The sequence below is a fragment of the Pseudomonas sp. Irchel s3a10 genome, from assembly GCF_900187525.1.
GTDB classification, from domain to species: domain Bacteria; phylum Pseudomonadota; class Gammaproteobacteria; order Pseudomonadales; family Pseudomonadaceae; genus Aquipseudomonas; species Aquipseudomonas koreensis_G.
This window is the reverse complement of record NZ_FYDR01000001.1, coordinates 470,689-492,014: the sequence shown is the minus strand read 5'-3', so window position 1 is coordinate 492,014 and position 21,326 is coordinate 470,689. Positions and strand designations below refer to the sequence as shown.

General features: G+C 60.1%; 17 protein-coding genes. 5 read left to right on the top strand and 12 right to left on the bottom strand.

The window, feature by feature from the left end; all coding sequences use genetic code 11:
* Nucleotides 1-173 precede the first annotated feature (173 nt).
* The gene (locus CKW11_RS02175; RefSeq protein ID WP_095136036.1) at nucleotides 174-1,475 is read left to right on the top strand and encodes an OprD family porin; all 1,302 of its coding nucleotides are present in this window, start codon (nucleotides 174-176) and stop codon (nucleotides 1,473-1,475) included.
* 142 nt (nucleotides 1,476-1,617) lie between these two features.
* On the opposite strand, the gene CKW11_RS02170 is transcribed toward CKW11_RS02175, so the two are convergent.
* The 12 genes from CKW11_RS02170 to CKW11_RS02115 all read right to left on the bottom strand — a co-directional run bounded on the left by CKW11_RS02170 (nucleotide 1,618) and on the right by CKW11_RS02115 (nucleotide 14,923).
* A complete protein-coding gene (locus CKW11_RS02170; RefSeq protein WP_095136034.1) occupies nucleotides 1,618-2,238 on the bottom strand; it encodes a hypothetical protein in 621 nt (206 codons plus the stop codon).
* 43 nt (nucleotides 2,239-2,281) lie between these two features.
* Nucleotides 2,282-3,220, bottom strand: coding sequence for a carbohydrate kinase (locus CKW11_RS02165; protein ID WP_095136032.1), 939 nt, complete (start codon nucleotides 3,218-3,220; stop codon nucleotides 2,282-2,284).
* Between the two features lie 13 nt (nucleotides 3,221-3,233).
* Nucleotides 3,234-4,730 (bottom strand): xylulokinase, encoded by a 1,497-nt coding sequence (xylB, locus tag CKW11_RS02160; RefSeq protein ID WP_095136030.1) that lies wholly within the window; start codon nucleotides 4,728-4,730, stop codon nucleotides 3,234-3,236.
* A gap of 131 nt (nucleotides 4,731-4,861) precedes the next feature.
* Entirely contained in the window at nucleotides 4,862-6,337 is a 1,476-nt protein-coding gene (locus tag CKW11_RS02155; RefSeq protein WP_095136028.1) for a mannitol dehydrogenase family protein, read from the bottom strand.
* Between the two features lie 17 nt (nucleotides 6,338-6,354).
* Nucleotides 6,355-7,458, bottom strand: coding sequence for an ABC transporter ATP-binding protein (locus CKW11_RS02150; RefSeq protein WP_095136026.1), 1,104 nt, complete (start codon nucleotides 7,456-7,458; stop codon nucleotides 6,355-6,357).
* A gap of 166 nt (nucleotides 7,459-7,624) precedes the next feature.
* Complete coding sequence (locus tag CKW11_RS02145) at nucleotides 7,625-8,455, bottom strand: carbohydrate ABC transporter permease (protein ID WP_003225143.1); 831 nt, start codon at nucleotides 8,453-8,455, stop codon at nucleotides 7,625-7,627.
* 8 nt (nucleotides 8,456-8,463) lie between these two features.
* Nucleotides 8,464-9,390 carry a carbohydrate ABC transporter permease gene (locus tag CKW11_RS02140; protein ID WP_095136756.1) on the bottom strand — a complete coding sequence of 309 codons (927 nt, stop codon included), beginning with the start codon at nucleotides 9,388-9,390 and terminating at the stop codon, nucleotides 8,464-8,466.
* Between the two features lie 155 nt (nucleotides 9,391-9,545).
* Nucleotides 9,546-10,856 carry a sugar ABC transporter substrate-binding protein gene (locus CKW11_RS02135; protein WP_095136024.1) on the bottom strand — a complete coding sequence of 437 codons (1,311 nt, stop codon included), beginning with the start codon at nucleotides 10,854-10,856 and terminating at the stop codon, nucleotides 9,546-9,548.
* A gap of 342 nt (nucleotides 10,857-11,198) precedes the next feature.
* Nucleotides 11,199-12,104: an AraC family transcriptional regulator gene (locus CKW11_RS02130; protein WP_027612740.1), complete on the bottom strand. Its 906-nt coding sequence runs from the start codon at nucleotides 12,102-12,104 to the stop codon at nucleotides 11,199-11,201.
* A 68-nt stretch (nucleotides 12,105-12,172) separates the two neighbouring features.
* Nucleotides 12,173-13,042 carry a phosphatidylinositol-specific phospholipase C domain-containing protein gene (locus CKW11_RS02125; RefSeq protein WP_095136022.1) on the bottom strand — a complete coding sequence of 290 codons (870 nt, stop codon included), beginning with the start codon at nucleotides 13,040-13,042 and terminating at the stop codon, nucleotides 12,173-12,175.
* A gap of 143 nt (nucleotides 13,043-13,185) precedes the next feature.
* Nucleotides 13,186-14,478, bottom strand: coding sequence for a glycosyltransferase (locus CKW11_RS02120; protein ID WP_095136020.1), 1,293 nt, complete (start codon nucleotides 14,476-14,478; stop codon nucleotides 13,186-13,188).
* A gap of 82 nt (nucleotides 14,479-14,560) precedes the next feature.
* Nucleotides 14,561-14,923 (bottom strand): response regulator, encoded by a 363-nt coding sequence (locus CKW11_RS02115; RefSeq protein ID WP_095136018.1) that lies wholly within the window; start codon nucleotides 14,921-14,923, stop codon nucleotides 14,561-14,563.
* A 262-nt stretch (nucleotides 14,924-15,185) separates the two neighbouring features.
* Here CKW11_RS02115 and CKW11_RS02110 point away from each other — a divergent pair, with 262 nt between their 5' ends.
* The 4 genes from CKW11_RS02110 to CKW11_RS02095 are packed head-to-tail and all read left to right on the top strand — an operon-like array spanning nucleotide 15,186 to nucleotide 21,317.
* Nucleotides 15,186-18,686, top strand: a complete 3,501-nt coding sequence (locus CKW11_RS02110) for a response regulator (RefSeq protein WP_095136016.1) — start codon at nucleotides 15,186-15,188, stop codon at nucleotides 18,684-18,686.
* Entirely contained in the window at nucleotides 18,686-19,519 is an 834-nt protein-coding gene (locus CKW11_RS02105; RefSeq protein WP_064587633.1) for a protein-glutamate O-methyltransferase CheR, read from the top strand. The genes CKW11_RS02110 and CKW11_RS02105 overlap by 1 nt, the downstream gene beginning before the upstream one ends.
* Nucleotides 19,516-20,109 carry a chemotaxis protein CheB gene (locus CKW11_RS02100; RefSeq protein ID WP_027612746.1) on the top strand — a complete coding sequence of 198 codons (594 nt, stop codon included), beginning with the start codon at nucleotides 19,516-19,518 and terminating at the stop codon, nucleotides 20,107-20,109. Before CKW11_RS02105 ends, CKW11_RS02100 begins: the two co-directional genes overlap by 4 nt.
* Nucleotides 20,103-21,317 (top strand): hybrid sensor histidine kinase/response regulator, encoded by a 1,215-nt coding sequence (locus CKW11_RS02095; protein WP_095136014.1) that lies wholly within the window; start codon nucleotides 20,103-20,105, stop codon nucleotides 21,315-21,317. The genes CKW11_RS02100 and CKW11_RS02095 overlap by 7 nt, the downstream gene beginning before the upstream one ends.
* The last annotated feature ends 9 nt before the right edge of the window (nucleotides 21,318-21,326 follow it).

Here is a 21,326-nt window from a genome sequence, read left to right as displayed (position 1 = left end):
GAATCGCCAGTCAGTTTCAGACTAAAGTCGCCTTCAGGCCGTCAAAGCCATCTGCCATCATTGCAACTCACCCCTGCGTGTCCACTTCTTCCCGGCTGTTTTTGACCCGGGACGGGAGCTATTTTTCTGGCTGACTGCGCCCCGGCGCAAACGCTGTACTGTTGGAGTTTTTCATGCGTCCCCCATTTCCCCTCATCACCCCGCGCCAGTCGTTTGGCTTCGGAGCCGTCGTGCTGTGCGCCGGTTTTGCCGCGCAGGTTCAGGCCAGCGGTTTTCTTGAAGACACCACGGCGAAAATCGAATCGCGCACGGTGTACTTCAACCGCGATTTCCGTGATGGGCACACCTCCAGCGACCAGGGCGCTTCCAAACGTGAAGAGTCGGCGCAAGGCTTTATTCTCAATCTGCAATCGGGTTACACCGAGGGCACGGTCGGCTTCGGTATCGATGCGCTGGGCATGCTCGGCTTTCAGCTCGACTCCAGCCCTGATCGCAGCAACAGCGGCTTGCTGCCGTCCAGCGGCGACAACCCGCGCGGCTCGAAGGGTCAGTACGCAAAAATGGGCCTGACCGCCAAGGTCAAGGTCTCGGACACGGTGTTGAAGTACGGCGCACTGCTGCCGGATCTGCCGCTGCTCAAGTACAACGACGGCCGCTTGCTGCCGACCATGTTCAACGGTGCGATGCTGACCTCTAAAGAAGTGAAGGATCTGACCTTCATGGCTGCGCGTCTGGACAAGTACACCGCGCGCGATTCCACTGATTCGCAAGACATCCGCGTGCACTGCAAGAACAAGCGCTACGCCTGCAACACCACCGCCGATCATTTCGACATGTACGGCATCGATTACAAGATCAACGATCGCCTGACCGCGCAGTATCACTACGCCGAGCTGGAGGACATTTACCGCCAGCACTTCATTGGCTTGCTCGGCAACCAGCCGCTGGGTGACGGTATGCTGAAGGCCGATCTGCGTTTGCTGAAAAGCGCCGACAGCGGTGATGCCAAGGCCGGCTCCATCGACAACCGCGCCTTGAGCGGCATGCTCTCGTACGGCATCAGCGGCCACACCTTCAGCGCCGGCTGGCAGCGCATGAACGGCGACAACTCGATGCCGTACCTCGATGGCAGCAATCCGTATCTGGTCAACTACGTGCAGGTCAACGACTTCGCCGCGGCGCAGGAACGTTCCTGGCAACTGCGTTATGACTATGACTTCAAGGCCATCGGCATCAACGGCCTGAGCTTCCTGACCCGCTATGTCAACGGTGATCACATCAAGGTCCCGGGCAGTGATCAGGAGGGCAAAGAGTGGGAGCGCGACAGCGAGTTGAAGTACGTGATCCAGACGGGCACGTTCAAGGATGTCAGCCTGCGTCTGCGCAATGCGACTTACCGCACCAACTATGAAAAGTTTGCGCGGGATGTGGATGAGACCCGGTTGATTGTGAGTTACAACTTTTCGGTGTTGTAACCCTTAGAACTATGGCGCCTGGATGACCGCTATCGCGAGCAGGCTCACTCCTACAAAGGAATTTTGGTCGCCGCGGATAGCGTGTTCGCCATCGATCCCTTGTAGGAGTGAGCCTGCTCGCGATTGGGCCTGATAGTCATCCCTACAACCAATGCCAGAACCGGCTCCAGAAGCCGCGATTCAAATCTTCCTTGCACCCGGCATACTGCCGCGCATACACGTCGGAGCGCGCCTGCACCTTGCGCGCAGTGGGCATCAACCAGGCCTTGCTGGCGTAGGTCTTGTTGCGGAAACCGCCCCAGCCTTCGTGGTAGTTCAGGTACTGGTTATAGGCGTCGTACTTGTACACGCCGTTGATCGAAGTGGTCTTGTCCATGTACCAGCCGACGAAGTCGATGGCATCGTCGAAGTCTTCGCGGTCGGCCCAGTTGCGCCCGGTACTTTTCTGGTAATCGGCCCAGACTTCATCCTTGGCCTGGGCATAGCCGGAGGCCGTCGACACCCGGCCCCACGGAATCACCCACAACAGGTATTTACGCGGCGTCTTGGCGTCGTAGCGGTAGCCGGACTCCTGATACATGATCGCGAAGGGCACCTGGATCGGTACGCCCCAGCGCTTTTGCGTGACTTGCGCCGCGTCGTGCCAGTCGCTCTTCTCGCGGAAGATCTCGCAGATGTCTTCCGGCGAACGCGGCGGCGAGGTGCCGCAGCCGCTGAGTAGTCCCGCCAGTATCAAAAGTCCCGCCGTCCGCCCCAATATCAAACCGTCATCCCCATGCGCGCAAAAAGGCCGACAGTCTACGCGCTCAGCTCAACTGGTGACGATAGGGCAAATCCGGACCGGTCTTGCTGCACGTAAGGGCGGCCGCCTGTACGGCAAACCTGAGCATCACGTCGATCTGCTCGCGGCTGAGTTGTTGAACCCCTTCGACCGAATCCAGTTCCTGCTCGGTCAGCCAGGTGATCAGCGCCGCCTGGAAGGTATCGCCGGCGCCGACGGTATCGGCGATCTTCACCGAGCACGCCGGTACTGACCACGAACCATGAACGCGGCTGAACACCGTTGCGCCTTCGCCGCCACGGGTCAGGAACACCAACTGGCAGCGATGCTGCAGCCAGCCTTCGATCACGCGTTGTGGATCCTGCTCGGGATACAGCAGGCTGAGGTCTTCGTCGCTGACCTTGATCATGTCGGCCAGTTGAACCAAGGTCGCCACGCGCTCGCGCCACAGGTCGATGTTCGGTTCCGGGTTGAGGCGCACGTTGGGGTCGAGGGTGATCAGGCGCTTGCCGCTTTCACGCTGCACCAGGGTCAGCAGGGTGTCAGCAATCGGTTGCACCACCAGCGAGAACGAGCCGATGTGCAGGCCACGGACTTCAGCGCCGAGCTGCGGCAAATGCGCAACGCTCAACTGGCGATCAGCGCAGCCCTCGCCGCGAAAACTGTAATGCGGCGAACCGTTGGCACCGACCGCGACCATCGCCAGCGTGGTTGGCGCGGCAAAGTCGATCAGGTAGTCCGCACGCACGCCTTCTTCCTGCAGCACTTGCTGCAAACGCCGGCCCAGATAGTCGGTGGACAGCCCGGCGAACAGCGCCGAATCAACACCCAAACGGCGCAAACCGACCGCGACGTTGAACGGCGAGCCGCCGGCAATCGCCTTGAAATTCACCTTCGAGGCCAGACCGCTGGCATCGTCTTCGCTGAAGAAATCGAACAGGGCTTCGCCACACACCAAATACATAATTGTTTGCTCTTTATAGGGTTGCGACATGCTGTTGATAGCGTTCATAGGCCTGCTGGAACGCCGCGACATTGGCGGCAACCGGCAGGGTTTCACTGTGCAGATCGAGCTTCACACAGCGCTGGCACAGATCGGCCAAAGTGTCCTCGTGGCCGTTCGACCATGACTTGCACCACGCTGCCTGAATCGCCGCGCCGAGGGCTGCGGCTTCGCTGTGTTCGGTGCAGATCACCGGGGTGTTCATGATGTCGGCGACGATCTGCCGCCACACCGCGCTTTTCGAACCGCCGCCGATCAGGCAAATGCTGCGGCTTTGTAAACCATTGTGGCGCAACAGATCCAGTCCATAACGCAAACCGAAGGTGGTGCCTTCGACCACGGCGCGACACAAGTTGGCCTGGGTCAGGTTGCTCAGGGTCAGGCCGTGCAGGCTGCCGGTGGCATGGGGCAGGGCGGGGACGCGCTCGCCGTTGAGAAATGGCAGCATGCTCACGCCTTCGGCGCCGATCGGCGCCTGGGCCACGAGGTCGTTGAATTGTTCGAGATCAAGGTCGAACAGTTCGCGGATCGCGCCGGTGGCGTTGGTCAGGTTCATGGTGCAGATCAGCGGCAGCCAGCCGCCACTGGACGAGCAGAACGTGGCAACCGACGCATCCGCGCTGACCTGCGGCGCCTCGGCGTAGGCGTACACCGTGCCGGAGGAACCGAGGCTCATGGTGATCGCCCCCGGCTGAATGTTGCCGGTGCCGATGGCGCCCATCATGTTGTCGCCACCGCCGCTGGCGACCAGCGCATTCGGGTTGAGGCCGAGCTGTTGGGCAATCGCCGGCAGCAGGGTGCCGACCGCCTGATGTGCGTCGATCAGCTCCGGTAATGCGGCTTGCAGGCGACCCGTGGCGTCGATGTCGCGCAGCAGTTGCAAGTCCCACTGACGGCTGCGCACGTTGAAATAACCGGTGCCGGAAGCGTCGCCGTATTCGCTGCAGGCGCGACCGGTGAGCCAGAAATTCAGGTAATCGTGGGGCAGCAGGACGCGTGCGATGCGCGAGAATACCTCCGGGTGCTGCTCTTTGGTCCACAGCAGTTTCGATACGGTGTAGCCCGGGGCGATGACCACACCGAGGCGCTCAAGCGAGCCTTTTTCACCGCCGAGGTGTTTGAGCAGACGGTCATTTTCGTCAGTGGTTTCGGTGTCGCACCACAGCTTGGCCGGGCGCAGCACCTGGCCCTGATCGTCGAGCAGCACCAGACCGTGTTGCTGGCCGGAAACGCCAATGCCGAGAATCGCCTGACCGTCGACATCGGCCGCGAGCAAGGCGCGGCGGGTGGCGAGGGCGAAGGCGTCGAGCCACTGTTGGGTGTCCTGCTCGCGGCGGCCATTGGCGCCGCTGATCATCGTGTGCGTGGCAGCGCCCTCGCCGAGCACCTGACCGCTGGCGGCATCAAGGATGATCGCCTTGGTGCCTTGGGTGCCGCAGTCGATGCCGAGGAAGAGTTGTCGGGTGGTCACAGTGAGGTCCTCAGGGTGTCAGGTTTGCCAGGGTGAGGCTGCCATTCGCGAGCAAGCCCGCTCCCACATTTTGAAACGCGTTCCCCTGTGGGAGCGAGCTTGCTCGCGAAGGCGTCAGTAGAGTCACCGCATCACTCAGCCAGAACCCGCTCCAAAGTGCGCGTCACGCCCACCTCGCGCAAGCTGTTGCAGCACCACTCGAACGCCGCCACAAACGCCGCCGAACGCGGAATCGCCGTGCCGAAGATCTCCTCAACCGCCAACAACCGCTGAGTGATCAACGCATCATCCGCCACCAGCCCCTGACAGAATTCCGCCCGTGGATCAGGAATCCCATAGGTATCGCCATTCTCATCCACGCCCTTCAGATACAACGCCCAAGCCGCCACCACCAACGCGGCACGCCTGGTTTCCTGGCCATCGGCAATCAAGCGATTGATCGTCGGAATGGTGAACTTGGGAAACTTCGACGAGCCATCCGAGCACACCCGCTCCAGCTGATCGGCAATCGCCTGATTGGAAAAACGCGCCACCAGCGTGTTCTTGTAGTCGGTCAGGTCGATGCCCGGCACCGGCGCCAGTTGCGGGGTGACGTCGAGGTCCATGTAGGCGCGCATGTAGCGCACGAACAGCGGGTCGTTCATGGTCTCGTGGACGAAACGATAGCCCTTCAAAAAGCCCAGATACGTCAGCGCCAGGTGGCTGCCGTTGAGCAGTTTGATCTTCATTTCTTCATAGGGCGAAACGTCATCGGTGAACTGCACGCCGACCTGTTCCCAGGCCGGGCGACCGTTGACGAATTTGTCTTCCAGCACCCATTGCACAAAAGGCTCGCAGACCACTGGCCAGTTGTCGTCCACACCGTGTTTGTCGGCCAGTTGCAGGCGGTGGGCGGTGCTGGTCATCGGTGTGATGCGATCGACCATGGCGTTGGGGAAACTGACGTTCTGTTCGATCCAGTCGCGCAGTCCCGGGTCGCGCAGGGCGGCGAAGGCCAGCAGTGCTTTGCGGGTCACCGCGCCGTTATGCGGCAGGTTATCGCAGGACATGAGGGTGAACACCGGTGTGCCGGCGCCACGGCGCTTTTCCAGCGCCGCACAGAGGAAGCCGAACACGGTTTTCGGCGCCTGCGGATGTGCCAGATCGCGTTGAATCTGCGGCAGGTGCGCCATGAATTCACCGTTGCTGTCGTCGATGCAGTAGCCGCCTTCAGTGATGGTCAGCGAGACGATACGGATCTGCGGATCGGCGAGTTTGTCGATCAGCGCTTGTGCGCCGTCTTCGGCCAGGAGCATGTCGCGGATCGCACCGATCACCCGCACTTCGGTGTCATCGTTGTCGCCGAGTTCGAACAGGGTGAACAGGTAGTCCTGCTCCTTGAGATCGTCACGGGCGCGACGGTCTTCCGCGCGCAGGCCGACGCCGCAGATTGCCCAGTCCAGCGCCTGACCGGTGTTCATCAGCGCGTCGGTGTAATACGCCTGATGCGCACGATGGAAACCGCCGACACCAATGTGTGCGATGCCTTGACGGGTGTCGCTTAGGCTGTAGGCCGGCAGTTGCACCTCGGGCGCGAGGCGGTGCAGGTTTTGTTCATTCAGTTTCATCGGGCAGGTCTCGAGGTTCAGGCCGCCGCGCGCAGCGGGCGGGTCAGCGCCACGCCATCGGCGTCGAACAGGTGGCAATGGTTGGCGTCCAGGTGCAGGTTCAGCTGCTCGCCGTAGCGGCTCGCCAGGTCACCGCGCACGCGCATGGTCAAGGCTTCGCCGGCGCTGGTGGTGACGTGGCAGAAGGTGTCGCTGCCCAGCCGTTCGCTGACGTCGGCGGTGACTTGCAGGGTGCAGTCGCCCGGTTGCGCCAGTTCCAGATGTTCCGGACGAATGCCCAGGGTCACCGCGCTGCCGACGCTCAGGTTGGCGGCGTTGAACGGCAGGGTGATGCGCGTACCGGCGTCCAGCGAGACTTCGCAGCTCTGGCCGTCGACGCGGGCGATCTTGCCCTTGAGGAAGCCCATTTTCGGCGTGCCGAGGAACCCGGCGACGAACAGGTTGGCCGGGTGGTGATAGAGGTCCAGCGGCGAGCCGACCTGTTCGATCTTGCCGCCGTTGAGCACCACGACTTTGTCGGCCATGGTCATGGCTTCGACCTGATCGTGGGTCACGTAGATCATCGTGGCTTGCAGATCCTTGTGCAGGCGCAGCAGCTCCAGACGCATCTGCACGCGCAGCGCGGCGTCGAGGTTGGACAGCGGTTCGTCGAACAGGAAGATTTTCGGATTGCGCACGATCGCCCGGCCGATCGCGACCCGTTGCCGTTGGCCGCCGGACAGCTGTTTCGGCTTGCGCTCGAGCATCGGCCCGAGTTCGAGAATGCGCGCCGCTTCGCCGACCTTTTTCTCGACTTCGGCTTTCGGCACGCCCGCCAGGTCAAGGGCAAACGACATGTTTTTCTTCACGGTCATGTGCGGGTACAGCGCGTAGGTCTGGAACACCATCGCCAGATCGCGCTTGGCCGGGCTGACTTCGGTGATGTCGCGGCCATCGAGTTCGATGGTGCCGCCGCTGACTTCTTCCAGCCCGGCGATCAGCCGCAGCAGGGTGGATTTGCCGCAGCCGGACGGGCCGACGAAGACCACGAATTCCTTGTCATTCACCTCAAGGTCGATGCCCTTGATGATGGAGAAACCTTCGAAACCTTTTTGCAGATTCTTGATTTTCAGATTGGCCATGGTGATGGGCCTCCGCAGTATTGTTATTCGATAGAGCTTGACGAGCTCTTTTGTGGGAGCGAGCTTGCTCGCGAAGGGGCCGTATCAGTCAACATCATGGTTGGATGACCCACCGCTTTCGCGAGCAAGCTCGCTCCCACAGGGGATTGGGTACGGTTGGAGAACTTCATTTCACGGCACCGAACGACAGGCCGCGTACCAGTTGTTTCTGGCTGATCCAGCCGAAGATCAGGATCGGCGCGCAGGCCAGGGTCGAGACCGCTGACAACTTGGCCCAGAACAAGCCTTCGGGACTTGAGTACGAGGCGATCAGCGCGGTCAGAGGCGCAGCTTTCGACGAGGTCAGGTTCAGCGACCAGAAGGCCTCGTTCCAGCACAGAATCAGCGACAGCAGCACGGTCGAAGCGAGGCCGCCCTTGGCGATCGGCAGCAGCACGCGAACCATTTCCTGCCACAGGGTGGCACCGTCGAGGCGGGCGGCTTCGAGGATGTCTTTGGGGATGTCCTTGAAGTAGGTGTAAATCATCCAGACCACAATCGGCAGGTTGATCAGGGTGTAGATCACGATCAGCGCGATGCGCGTGTCGAGCAGTCCGAAACTCTTGGCCAGCAGGTAGATCGGCATCAGCACGCCCACCGGCGGCAGCATCTTGGTCGAGAGCATCCACAGCAGCGTGCCCTTGGTGCGTTGGGTTTCGTAGAACGCCATCGAATAGGCGGCAGGCACCGCGATCAGCAGGCACAGGGCGGTGGCGCTGAATGAGATCACCACCGAATTCCAGGCAAAACTGAAGTAGTCGCTGCGCTCGTTGATGTGCAGGTAGTTCTCCAGCGTTGGCGTGAAGATGAACTGCGGCGGCGTGGCAAAGGCGTCGATTTCGGTTTTGAAACTGGTCATCACCATCCAGAAGATCGGGAAGAAAATCACGATCGCGATGGCCCAGGCCAGGGTGCCGAGCAGCAGGCTTTGCAGCCGGCGGGATTGTTGAAGAGTCATGGCAGGCCTCAGGCTTTGTCAGTCAGGTTTTTGCCGATCATCCGCACCAGAATGATCGCCGCGATGTTGGCGATGACCACGGCAATCAAGCCGCCCGCCGAGGCCATGCCGACGTCGAACTGCACCAGCGCCTGGTTGTAGATCAGGTAGGCGAGGTTGGTCGAGGCGTAGCCGGGGCCGCCGTTGGTGGTGGTGAAAATCTCGGCGAACACCGACAGCAGGAAGATCGTTTCGATCATCACCACCACGGCAATCGGCCGCGCCAGGTGCGGCAGGGTCAGGTGCCAGAAGATCGCGACGGGGCCGGCACCATCGAGTCGCGCGGCTTCTTTTTGCTCCTGGTCAAGGGACTGCATGGCGGTCATCAGGATCAGGATCGCGAAGGGCAGCCACTGCCACGAGACAATGATGATGATCGACAGCAGCGGGTAGTGCGCCAGCCAGTCCACCGGTTGCGCGCCAAAGAGCTTCCAGATGTAGGCGAGGATTCCGGAGACCGGATGGAAAATCAGGTTCTTCCAGATCAGCGCGCCGACGGTGGGCATGATGAAGAATGGCGAGATCAGCATCACCCGCACGATGCCGCGGCCGAGAAACTCGCTGGCCTCCAGCAACGCACTGATCAGCACGCCGAACACCACGCTGATCAGCAGCACGCTGCCCACCAGCAACAGGGTGTTGGTGGCGCCGGGCAGGAACCCGGAGTCGGTGAGGAAATAACTGAAGTTCTCCAGCCCGACGAATTCGTTGACCCCCGGATCGAGCAGGTTGTAGCGAATCATCGAGAAGTAAATGGTCATGCCCAACGGCACGATCATCCACAGCAGCAACAGGGCCACCGAAGGGCTGACCAGAAACCAGCCGGGATTGCGTACGCGGACTTTGCGCTGGGGTTGCGACAGGTCGATGTGGGCTTTGGCAGTTGAAGTATTCATGGTGATCACAACCGAGTCATACAGACCTATGGAGATCCCGTGTGGGAGCGGGCTTGCTCGCGAAGGCGTCGTGTCAGTCAATACACATGACACTGACCCACCGCTTTCGCGAGCAAGCTCGCTCCCACAGGAGGCAGGAGCAAGTCGTTCAGCGGTTACTTGGGATAACCGGCGCGCTTCATCTCGCGTTCGGTGGTTTGCTGCGCGGCGGCCAGGGCTTGATCCACCGTGGTCTGGCCGATCAGCGCCGCCGAGAACAGCTTGCCGACCTGGGTGCCCACGCCCTGGAATTCAGGAATGGTCACCAGCTGAATGCCGATGTAAGGCACCGGTTTCAGCGTCGGTTTGCTCGGATCCGCCGCTTTCAACGATTCGAGCGTGACCTTGGCGAACGGCGCCGCGCTCATGTACGCATCGCTGTAGGTCGAGGCGCGGGTGCCCGGCGGCACGTTGGCGATGCCGTCGGTCTTGGCCACCAGTTCCCCATATTCCTTGGACGTGGCCCAGGCGCTGAACGCTTTGGCGGCGTCCTTGGCCTTGGAACTGGTCGGAATCGCCAGTGCCCACGAATACAGCCACGCCGAACCTTTATCGGTGACCTGATGCGGGGCGAAGGTGAAGCCGACGTGATCGGCGACCTTGCTCTGGGTCTTGTCGGTGACGAACGAGCCGGCGACGGAAGCGTCCACCCAGATCGCGCATTTGCCGCTGTTGAACAGCGCGAGGTTCTCGTTGAAACCGTTGCTGGAGGCGCCCGGCGGGCCGGACTTCTTCATGGTGTTGACGTAGAAATTCAGCGCGTTTTTCCATTCCGGCCCGCTGAACTCAGGTTTCCACTGCTCATCGAACCAGCGCGCGCCATAGGCGTTGGCGACCGTGGTGATCAGCGCCATGTTCTCGCCCCAGCCGGCCTTGCCGCGAAGGCAGATGCCGTACTGCTCTTTGTCCTTGTTGGTGAGTTTTTCGGCGAAACCGGCGATCTGTTCCCAGGTCGGACGCTCGGGCATGGTCAGGCCAGCGTCCTTGAACAGGTCTGTGCGGTAATAGGTGATCGAACTTTCGGCGTAGAACGGCAGGGCATACAGCGAACCCTTGACCGACAGGCCTTCGCGCACCGACGGGAACACGTCGTCGAGGGCGTAGCTGCCCGGCAGGTCCTTCATCGGTTCCAGCCAGCCTTTGGCGCCCCAGAGTGCCGCTTCGTACATGCCGATGGTCAACACATCGAACTGCCCGCCCTGGGTGGCGATGTCGGTGGTCAGGCGTTGGCGCAGGACGTTTTCTTCCAGTACCACCCAGTTGAGCTTGATCTCCGGATGCTCGGACTCGAAAGTTTTCGAGAGCTTTTGCATGCGGATCATGTCGCTGTTGTTGACGGTGGCGATGGTCAGGGTCTGGGCGCCAAGGCTGACGCTGCTGAGGGTCATGCAGGTGAGGGCTAGCAGAGCTTTTGCAGTGGGTTGCATCGTGCACTCCTTTTCTGCGTCCGTTGGGAGGCAGAAGGACAGTTATTGTTTTTGTGTCTTCCGAATGCAGGAAGAATGTGCGCTGATTACAGCCCTCAATCGACGGACTGACAAATCATCCGTCGCACTCAAATCAATACTTTTTTGCACTGGGGTTTGTTGCGGTAGACGCAGGGAAGGGCTTTTCAGTGGGAAGGGGCTATCGAATCAGTACAGGTTTCATCGCGTCGGATGCTTTTTGTGAGAGCAGGCTTGCTTGCGAAAGCGCTGTGTCAGTTTGCCGATCAGTTGACTGATACGCCGCTTTCGCGAGCAGGCTCACTCCTACAGGGGGCGGTGGTGTCAGCCGAGGTTTTGTTCAGTCAGGCGTTGCACCGCGAGGCGTCGATAGTGTGACGGCGTCATGCCCTTGAGTTGCTGGAAGCGCCGATTGAAGTTGGAAATGTTGTTGAAGCCCGACTCGAAACACACCTCTGTCACCGGTTTGTCACCATCGGCCAACAGTTCGCAGGATTTACTGATGCGCAGCCGATTGACGAACTCGATGAAGTTGCGCCCGGTGGCCTGTTTGAACACGCGGCTGAAATACGTCGGCTTCATCCCCAGATGCTCGGCGACTTCTTCCAGGGTCAATTCGCGGGCGTAATGGTCGAAGATGAAGTCGACCGCGCGGTTGGTGCGGTCGATGTTGTGCTCGTCGGCCAGTTGCGTGTTAGTGGCGCCGGACAGCAATTGATAATCGTCAGTCGCCGCCAGTAGCTCCATCAGAATGAAAAAATGCCCGAGACGGGTAACGCCGCGCGTATCGGCAATTCGCTGCATCAACGTCATGGCCTGACGGATCGTATCCTTGTCGCGAAATTCGATGCCGTATTGCGCGCGCTCCAGCAGCGGCGCCAGAGTCTTGAGTTCGGCGAACACCTGGTGCCCGCTGTCGAACAACTCATCGGTGAAGTTCACCAGCATGTCGCGCTTTTCCACCACTTCGTCGTCGGCCACCTGGCTGATCCAGTTGTGCGGCAGATTGGGCCCGGTGAGGAACAGTGTTTGCGGATAAAAGTTGCCGATGTAGTCGCCGATGAAGACCTTGCCGGAACTGGCAACGATCAGGTGCAGTTCGTATTCCTTGTGAAAATGCCAACGCACTAACGGGCACGGAAAACCATGCTGACGGTAGATGATGGACAACCCGTTATGGTCGTCCATCAGTTCGTAGGAGGGATCAGTGATTCTGGTTGCCCGAGTCATGTCCGATGCGTCTTGTTGTGGTGTTCAGGCGCCCATCATGCACGCGCGCCACGGACAGTTCCAGCGCCTCAGCCCCGGGTCTTTCTGAGACCTTTAGACTGGTTGACCTGCTGGCAATGGCCGATCAGTGGAGTGCCACCAATGAAGTCGGCATTGATAATGCTGCACTTCGGTGCCCATCCCGAGTCCGGGCCAAACCATTGATCGAGTTCGTCGGTGATCCGCTTGACGCCGGCCAGTTCGCCGTAGCTGGTGGCCGACAACGACCAGAGGCTGCCGGGTGCCGGCGGATTGGCCAGCGTTCGTGTGATGTGTTGTTCGAGTTGCTCGGGAGAGGTGATATTTGAACCGCTCCATTCATGGCGGATTTTCGGCCAGTACAGGGGTGAATTGAAATCCGGGTGCGAGTCGCTTGCCAACACCACGCGTTGCAGCGAACTGGCCCTTTTAAGTTGTTCAAGGGTCAGATGACTATTGTTTCGGGGAATAAGCCGCGAAGCCAGTTCTGTGGTGATCACTTCATGGAAACCCTTGTAATCGAATGGCTGATCGTTGATGCCCTGGAGTTCATGTAAGTCCAATACGATGAATTCGTTCGGATTTTCATTGAGGAAAAAGTTGAGGCTTTTTACAAGATCGCTCAAGGAACGTCCCTGGAACAGTTTCACGCCATGAAACGTATGAAACTTCCTGATGCCCAGCCAGTGTTCATCGGCATGCAGACGCAAGTCGAAGGCGCGCACGCCCTCGCTTAGTTGCTGAATGAACGGGCCATCCTGGCAGACAAACCAGTTTTTAGTGGGCTGCAGATACGCCGGGTACGAAAAGTCGTAATCCAGCCCGGAGTTATGCGCGCCGGGCCAGACCACTTCGCCAAGGGTCAGTTGGTCCATATCCGGTGTAGCCGCCATCCAGTTTTTGAAAGGGTAATTACTCATGGTGCATTCCGTTGCAGATAAAGTTTAATTTCCGACCAGTCAAGTTTTTGGTCAGTTCGGAAGTTATTCTTTGGTGCAAGCGGAAAAAGTACAAGCCAGCACTCTTTTCAAAGTATTGGCAATGTGCTTTTGCACTTTAGTTATCAACTTTTCTGGTTCTTTGCTTCGATCCACTGCGCCATGTATTGGGTGCTTTTATGCAAGTGGTGACGCAACATGCTGCCAGTAAAGTTGGCGCGACGTAATGCGGACAAGTTGTCGCGGCAATGTTGCAGGCGAGCGATCAGCGCCGGGCCGTGATCAGCCTGCCGATAGCGCGCGTTCAACAACGCGACGCCGGCCTGCTGTGCGTCAGTCCAGCGCTGTTGGTCTTCATGCAGTGCGACCGCGGCATCGGCCAGGGCCTGGGCCGACAGGGCCACTTCACCCGGCCATGACAGCGCACCGCCCATGCCTTCAGCGCCGATGGGCGTCGTGACATTGGGCGTGCCGCAGAGCATCGCATCGACGATCTTGCCCTTGATCCCCGCGCCGAAACGCAAAGGCGCCAGGCAAACCCTGGCTTGCGACATCACTTGCAGCGCATCTTCTGCCCAGTTCATCACATGAAACCCCTGCGCCGCGTTGTGCAGGGCTGTGGCCTTGGGCGGCGTATAGGCACCGTAGACATGCAGCTGGGCGCCGGGCAATTGCTGGCGGATCAGCGGCCAGACGGCGGTCTTCATCCACAGCACGGCGTCCCAGTTGGGCGCGTGACGGAAGTTGCCAATACTCAGAAAATGCGCCCGCTCCTCAAAGGGGACGAACGAGGCGCGCGGTGGTTCGAGCATCAGCGGGCACCAGTGCAGCAGCTCGCCCGGGACTTGAAACTGTTCGACCAGCAACTGGATTTCCACTTCGGAAATCATCAGATTCAGATCGCAGCGATACAACGCGGCGATTTCCCGTTTGGCCAGGTCGGTGTCGGCCATCAACTCGAACTCTTCACGCAGCGCCGGGGCGAACAGTGCGCTGAAGTCCTGATTGTCCGGGTCGTCTTTCAGGCGCTCTTTGAGCCGTTGGTGACGGGCGTGGCGCAGGCTCTGCAGGTCGGATGTCTCCAGTACGCGCAAGGCGTTCGGGCATTGCTTTTCGACGCGCCAGCCGAACTGCTCTTCCATCATGAACTGGTCGAACAGGACGATATCCGGAGCCAGTTCACGGATGAAACTATCGAAGCTGCTGTTGTTGAGTTCGATCGGCACTTCGCGGATGCCCAGCGCCGTCAGGTCAGCCTTGTGCTCGCCCGGGCCGGCCGGGCTGCTGAAGGTGATGTCCCAGCCTTGCTGCAGGAACGTATCGAGGATCTGCATCACATGCCCGCTGGCTGCCGAAGAGCGCGGTTCGGGCCAGACGTAACCGATGACCAGAACTTTGGTGGCGGGTGATGCAGTCATTGACGGGTGTTCCTTGCAGGCAGGCGGCTGAAAATGGCGCGCAATTAGAGCACATCTGCAGCCGCTGCCGAATCAAGGCCAATCACTGTTTCAGAATGTCCTTGACCTTGTCACGCAGTTGATCGATCGAGAATGGTTTGCCGATCACGTGCATATCCGCAGGTACGTCGATGTTTTCGGCATATCCGCTGGCGAACAGCACGGGCAGGGTGGGGCGCTGTTGACGTGCCTTTTCGGCCAGTTCACTACCTGTCATGTCCGGCAGACCGTGGTCGGTCATCATCAAGTCGATATGCTCGCTCTGATCCCCGAGAGTGTTCAGCGCAGATTCGCCGTCTGCCGCCTCCAACACCTTGAACTCCAGCTCCTCCAGCACATCGACGATGAGCATGCGTACGATGTCGTCGTCTTCTACTACAAGGATGGTGGACTCTGGGGTGGACATAGGGATAGCTCTCAAGAAATGAAATCGGAACGGCGACCGGTCGAAAATGCCGGGCTCTTGCATGAGTAAGTGGCGCATGGCCACAAGTTCCCGAGCGGATACGAAAAAGATTAGCTGCAAATCGGGGCGGCAAGGATACCCGTTGCCTCATCGGGAAGTGCAGCAAATGTAGGAAATTGCCACCATGGCAGTGAGAAAAATGGATCCATAGTACCGTTTTGGGGCAAACTCCCGGGTTTCGACAGTTCGACAAGGCTGCCCCATGTCCACTCGGTCTACAGTTGACGAAACACGGTTCCGTAAACTCCTGACGCGCAACATCAGTCTGCCCCTGGGCGTCGGCGCGATCAGTGCAGTGTTTTTCATTTCGCTGATCACCTATTTGCTCTCGGTGATCCAGTGGGTGGAACACACCGACCGGGTGATCAATAACGCCAACGAAGCGGTGAAACTCACCGTTGATCTGGAAACCGGCATGCGTGGTTTCCTGCTCAGCGGCGACGAGCACTTCCTCGACCCGTACGAGACTGCCAAGCCGCGGATCAACGTGGCGCTCAATACCTTGCTCGAATTGACCGCCGACAACCCGGTGCAGACCGATCGGCTGCGTCGTTTGCAGGCATTGCAGACCGAGTGGAGCAACTACGCGCAATCGATGATCGACCTGCAGCGCTCCAGCGGTGACTACCGGGGCGCGGTCAAGGCCGGGCGCGGCAAGCGCCTGACCGACGAAATTCGCAAGCAATTCGAAGACGTGATCGACATGGAGCAGCAGTTGCGCACCACGCGCAACGAAGAGGTGCGCCGTACCACGATCTGGAGCATCGTCCTGTACCTGCTGTTTATAGCCGGGATCAGCGGTTTGCTGGCCTATGTCGGGCGCCGTGATCTGGTCAGTCTGTCTGACAGCTACAGCGCCAACCTTGCGGCGCAGCAAGCCAGCGCCGAGCGTCTGGAGCGTCAGGCGTGGATGCGCAGCGGCCAGACCGAGCTGGCGGAGCAGGTGCTGGGGCAACTGACACTGAACCTGCTGGGACGCAATATTCTGCAGTTCTGCGCGCAATACCTGGGCACTGCGGTGGCGGCGCTGTACGTACGCGAAGAGCACGGCGGCCTCAAGCGCGTGGCGTCCTACGGGTTCTCCCGCGAACAGGAAGAAAAAGATCAGCAGATCTACAGCGGCGAAGGCATCGTCGGCCAGGTTGCCCAGCAGGGACAACTGATTCGTCTGGATTCGGTACCGGCCGACTACTTCAAGGTCAGCTCGGGCCTGGGCGCGGGCCTGCCGCACAGTGTGCTGGTGGTACCGACCAGCGATGACGACCGGGTCAACGGCGTGATCGAACTGGGCTTCCTGCGTCCGCTCAGCGATCGCGATATCGATTTGCTGGAACTGATTGCCGGCAACATCGGCACCTCGATCGAAGCGGCGCGTTATCGCCAACGCCTGCAGGAAGTGCTGGCCGAAACCCAGCAGCTCAACGAAGAGTTGCAGGTGCAGCAGGAAGAGCTGAAAACCGCCAACGAAGAGCTGGAAGAACAGTCGCGGATTCTCAAGGAATCCCAGGCGCATCTGGAAACCCAGCAAGTCGAGCTGGAGCAGACCAACGAGCAGTTGGCCGAACAGGCGCAGACCCTGGCCGAGCAACGCGATGCCATGGACCAGAAGAACACCGAACTCAATCAGGCTCAGGTGCAGCTCGAGGAGCGCGCCGAAGAGCTGCAGCGCTCGAGCAAGTACAAATCCGAATTCCTCGCCAACATGTCCCACGAACTGCGCACGCCGCTGAACAGTTCGCTGATCCTCGCCAAGTTGCTGGCGGAGAACCCGCAGGACAATCTGACGGCCGAGCAGGTCAAGTTCGCCGAGTCGATCTATTCGGCGGGCAACGATCTGCTGAATCTGATCAACGACATTCTCGACATTTCCAAGGTCGAGGCCGGCAAGCTGGAAGTGATCCCGGAAAACACCAGCGTCGCGCGTCTGGCCGATGGCCTGCGCAGCGTGTTCGAACCGCTGGCGGCGGACAAGCAACTGACGTTCAGCGTCGAGTTGCAGCCGGATGCGCCGATCATGCTGTACACCGACCGCCAGCGCCTGGAGCAGGTGATCAAGAACCTGCTGTCCAACGCCGTGAAGTTCACCGAACACGGCGCGGTCAGCCTGACCATCGCCGGCCAGCCAAACGAGCGCATTGCGTTCATCGTGCGCGATTCGGGGATCGGTATCGCGGCGGACCAGCAGGAAAGCATCTTCGAAGCGTTCCGTCAGGCAGACGGGACTACCAACCGCAAGTACGGTGGCACCGGTCTTGGCTTGTCGATCTCGCGCGATCTGGCAGCCTTGCTTGGCGGCTCGATCAGCGTCAGCAGCGCGCCGGGGCAGGGCAGTGTGTTCACCCTGGTGCTGCCGCAGCAATACAGCGAGCCGGGTGACAGCCCTGCGATCCCGCTGACCTTCACGCCGCCGGTATCGGCCCCGTCACCGGTGGTGCAGCCGCCATCGATTGCGGTGTCGCCACTGGCGCCGGTGCACATCCCGCGTTTTGCCGATGACCGTGGCAAGGCGCCGTTCGCCACGCGCTGCATTCTGGTGGTGGAAGACGAGCCGAATTTCGCCCACATCCTTTACGACCTGGCCCACGAACTGGGTTACCAGTGCCTGGTGGCCCACGGTGCCGACGAAGGCTATGACCTGGCCCGCGAGTTCGTGCCCGACGCGATCCTGCTCGATATGCGCCTGCCGGACCATTCCGGTCTGACCGTGCTGCAACGCCTGAAAGAACACGCCGAAACCCGGCACATCCCGGTGCACGTGATCTCGGTCGAAGACCGTGTCGAAGCGGCGATGCACATGGGCGCGATCGGTTATGCGGTCAAGCCGACCACCCGCGAAGAGCTCAAGGACGTGTTCGCCCGTCTCGAAGCCAAGCTGACCCAGAAGGTCAAGCGTGTGCTGCTGGTCGAAGATGACGATCTGCAACGCGAAAGCATTGCCCGCCTGATCGGTGACGAGGACATCGAAATCACCGCCGTCGGTCTGGCGCAAGACGCGCTGGAGAAGCTGCGCACGACGATCTACGACTGCATGGTGATCGACCTGAAATTGCCGGACATGCTCGGCAACGATCTGCTCAAGCGCATGTCGACCGAGGACATCTGCTCGTTCCCGCCGGTGATCGTCTACACCGGACGCAACCTGACCCGCGATGAAGAGGCCGAGCTGCGCAAGTATTCGCGCTCGATCATCATCAAGGGCGCGCGCTCGCCGGAACGCCTGTTGGATGAGGTGACACTCTTTCTGCACAAAGTCGAATCGCAGTTGTCCCATGAACGGCAGAAGATGCTCAAGACCGCCCGCAGTCGCGACAAGGTCTTCGAAGGCCGCAAGGTGCTGCTGGTGGACGACGATGTGCGCAACATCTTCGCCCTGACCAGTGCGCTGGAACACAAGGGTGCAGTCGTGGTGATCGGCCGTAATGGTCGCGAAGCGATTGATAAGTTGAATGAAATCGAGGACATCGACCTGGTGCTGATGGACGTGATGATGCCGGAGATGGATGGTTTTGAAGCCACCATTGAAATCCGCAAGGATCCGCGCTGGCGCAAACTGCCGATCATCGCGGTGACGGCCAAGGCCATGAAAGACGATCAGGAGCGCTGCCTGCAGGCGGGCGCCAACGATTATCTGGCCAAGCCGATCGATCTGGATCGCCTGTTCTCGTTGATTCGCGTGTGGTTACCGAAGATGGAACGCATTTAGTGGATAGCAGTCACTCCGCGGAGCGCAACAGCGAAATTGAATTACGCTTGCTGATCGAGGCGATCTACCTCAAGTACAGCTACGATTTTCGCGATTACTCGGGCGCTTCGATCAAGCGCCGGGTGCAGCACGCCTTGAGTCAGTTCGAATGCGCGACGATCTCGGCGTTGCAGGAGAAAGTCCTGCACGATCCCACGGCGTTCATGCAGTTGCTGCAGTTGCTGACGATTCCGGTCAGCGAGATGTTCCGCGATCCGTCGCACTTCCTGGCGATCCGCAAGGAGGTGGTGCCGCTGCTGCGCACCTATCCGTCGCTGAAGATCTGGATCGCCGGGTGCAGCACCGGCGAGGAGGTTTACTCGATGGCGATTCTGCTGCGCGAAGAAGGCCTGCTCGACCGTACGATCATCTACGCCACCGACATCAACCCGCGCTCGCTGGACAAGGCCAAGCAGGGCATTTTCTCGATGGAGAACGTGCGCGCCTATACCGCCAATTACCAGCAGGCCGGCGGTCAGCGTTCCTTTGCCGATTACTACACCGCAGCCTATGGCTACGCGATTTTCGACAAGAGCCTGTGTGAGAACGTGACCTTCGCCGACCATAGCCTGGCGACGGACAGCGTGTTCTCCGAAACGCAGTTGATTTCCTGCCGCAACGTACTGATTTACTTCAACAAGAAACTTCAGGACCGTGCCTTCGGTCTGTTTCACGAATCGCTGTGCCACCGCGGCTTTCTGGTGCTGGGCAGCAAGGAAACGCTGGATTTTTCCGGTTACGCGAACCAGTTCGAACCTCTGGTCAAACAAGAACGGATCTACCGCAAATTATGAACGATGCCGTGGATTTGCCTCGTGTCGAGGCTGTCGTGGTGGGCGCTTCGGCCGGCGGGGTCGAAGCGTTGCTAACCTTGCTGGCGCCGCTGCGCCAGGGTTACGTGCTGCCGATCATCGTCGTCTTGCACCTGCCGGAGGAGCGCCGCAGTCAGTTGGCCGAAGTGTTCTCCCGGCGCCTGATGCTGCCGGTGGCAGAGGCGACCGACAAGCAGGACATCATGCCCGGCACGGTTTATTTCGCCACGCCCGGGTATCACCTGTCGGTGGAACAGGATCGCAGTCTGTCGCTGAGTCTTGAAGACCGCGTGCACCATTCCCGTCCGGCCATTGATTACTTGTTTGAATCCGCCGCTGATGTTTACGGCGAAACCCTGGCTGCCGTGTTGCTGACCGGCGCCAATCACGATGGTGCTCGCGGCCTGGCGCAAGTCAAGCAGCGCGGCGGACTGACCATCGTGCAAGACCCGCAGGACGCACAGGTCGCCACCATGCCTCTGGCTGCGCTGAAGATTCAGCAGCCTGACCATGTCCTACCCATTCACGGCATCGGCCGTCTGCTTGTCGAGCTGGAACGAATCGCATGCTGAGTAATATCCAGGCCAAATTGCTGATCGTCGACGATCTGCCGGAGAACCTGCTGGCCCTCGAAGCGCTGATCAAGCGCGAGGATCGCACGGTGTACAAGGCGCTGTCGGCGGACGAAGCACTTTCGCTGCTGCTGCAACACGAGTTCGCCATGGCCATCCTCGACGTGCAGATGCCGGGGATGAACGGCTTCGAGCTCGCCGAGTTGATGCGCGGCACCGAGAAAACCAAAAACATCCCGATCATTTTCGTCAGCGCCGCCGGCCGTGAACTGAACTACGCGTTCAAGGGTTACGAGAGCGGGGCGGTGGACTTCCTGCACAAGCCGCTGGATATCCACGCGGTGAAGAGCAAGGTCAACGTGTTCGTCGACCTGTACCGTCAGAGCAAGGCCATGAAGCAACAGGTCGAAGCCCTGGAGCAGGCCCGTCGCGAGCAGGAAGCGCTGCTGCAGCAACTGCAAAGCACGCAGTCGGAGCTGGAGCAGGCGGTGCGCATGCGCGACGACTTCATGTCGATCGTCGCCCACGAAGTGCGCACGCCGCTCAACGGCCTGATACTCGAAACCCAGTTGCGCAAGATGCACCTGGCGCGGGACAACGCTGCGGCGTTCACCCTCGACAAGATGCACGCGATGGTCGATCGCGACGAGCGCCAGATCAAGAGCCTGATCCGCCTGATCGAAGACATGCTCGACGTCTCGCGGATCCGTACCGGCAAGTTGTCGATCCGGCCGAATCGTTTCGACCTGACGCAACTGGTGAGCAACCTGCTGCAGAACTTCGCCCAGCAGATAGAGGCAGCCGAGACCGAAGTGTCGTTCACCGCATCCGGGCCGGTGGAAGGTCATTGGGATGAGTTTCGCATCGAGCAGGTGGTCTCCAACCTGCTGACCAATGCCTTGCGCTACGGTGGGCGCAGCCCGATTCAGGTGCGCGTGTACCGTGAGGGCGACGAGGCGCGGGTCGAGGTTCAGGATCGTGGCATCGGCATCAGCGAAGAGAACCAGAAGCGTATTTTCCAACAGTTCGAACGGGTTTCCGCCAAGACGGTAGTGGCTGGTCTCGGGCTGGGTCTGTTCATTTCCGAGCAGATCGTCGCCGCCCATGGCGGTTCCATCGTCGTCGAGAGTCAAATCAACGAAGGCGCCCTGTTTCGCGTTTGTCTGCCAATCCAGGAAAACGGCATATCCGACGCAACCTCTGAGTGACCGCACGGT

Bases quoted from the DNA above. Each gene is read 5' to 3' on its own strand.
- CKW11_RS02175 (WP_095136036.1), top strand. From the start codon at position 174: ATGCGTCCCCCATTTCCCCTCATCACCCCGCGCCAGTCGTTTGGCTTC.
- CKW11_RS02165 (WP_095136032.1), bottom strand. From the start codon at position 3,220: ATGTATTTGGTGTGTGGCGAAGCCCTGTTCGATTTCTTCAGCGAAGAC.
- CKW11_RS02155 (WP_095136028.1), bottom strand. From the start codon at position 6,337: ATGAAACTGAATGAACAAAACCTGCACCGCCTCGCGCCCGAGGTGCAA.
- CKW11_RS02150 (WP_095136026.1), bottom strand. From the start codon at position 7,458: ATGGCCAATCTGAAAATCAAGAATCTGCAAAAAGGTTTCGAAGGTTTC.
- CKW11_RS02145 (WP_003225143.1), bottom strand. From the start codon at position 8,455: ATGACTCTTCAACAATCCCGCCGGCTGCAAAGCCTGCTGCTCGGCACC.
- CKW11_RS02140 (WP_095136756.1), bottom strand. From the start codon at position 9,390: ATGAATACTTCAACTGCCAAAGCCCACATCGACCTGTCGCAACCCCAG.
- CKW11_RS02135 (WP_095136024.1), bottom strand. From the start codon at position 10,856: ATGCAACCCACTGCAAAAGCTCTGCTAGCCCTCACCTGCATGACCCTC.
- CKW11_RS02130 (WP_027612740.1), bottom strand. From the start codon at position 12,104: ATGACTCGGGCAACCAGAATCACTGATCCCTCCTACGAACTGATGGAC.
- CKW11_RS02125 (WP_095136022.1), bottom strand. From the start codon at position 13,042: ATGAGTAATTACCCTTTCAAAAACTGGATGGCGGCTACACCGGATATG.
- CKW11_RS02120 (WP_095136020.1), bottom strand. From the start codon at position 14,478: ATGACTGCATCACCCGCCACCAAAGTTCTGGTCATCGGTTACGTCTGG.
- CKW11_RS02115 (WP_095136018.1), bottom strand. From the start codon at position 14,923: ATGTCCACCCCAGAGTCCACCATCCTTGTAGTAGAAGACGACGACATC.
- CKW11_RS02110 (WP_095136016.1), top strand. From the start codon at position 15,186: ATGTCCACTCGGTCTACAGTTGACGAAACACGGTTCCGTAAACTCCTG.
- CKW11_RS02100 (WP_027612746.1), top strand. From the start codon at position 19,516: ATGAACGATGCCGTGGATTTGCCTCGTGTCGAGGCTGTCGTGGTGGGC.
- CKW11_RS02095 (WP_095136014.1), top strand. From the start codon at position 20,103: ATGCTGAGTAATATCCAGGCCAAATTGCTGATCGTCGACGATCTGCCG.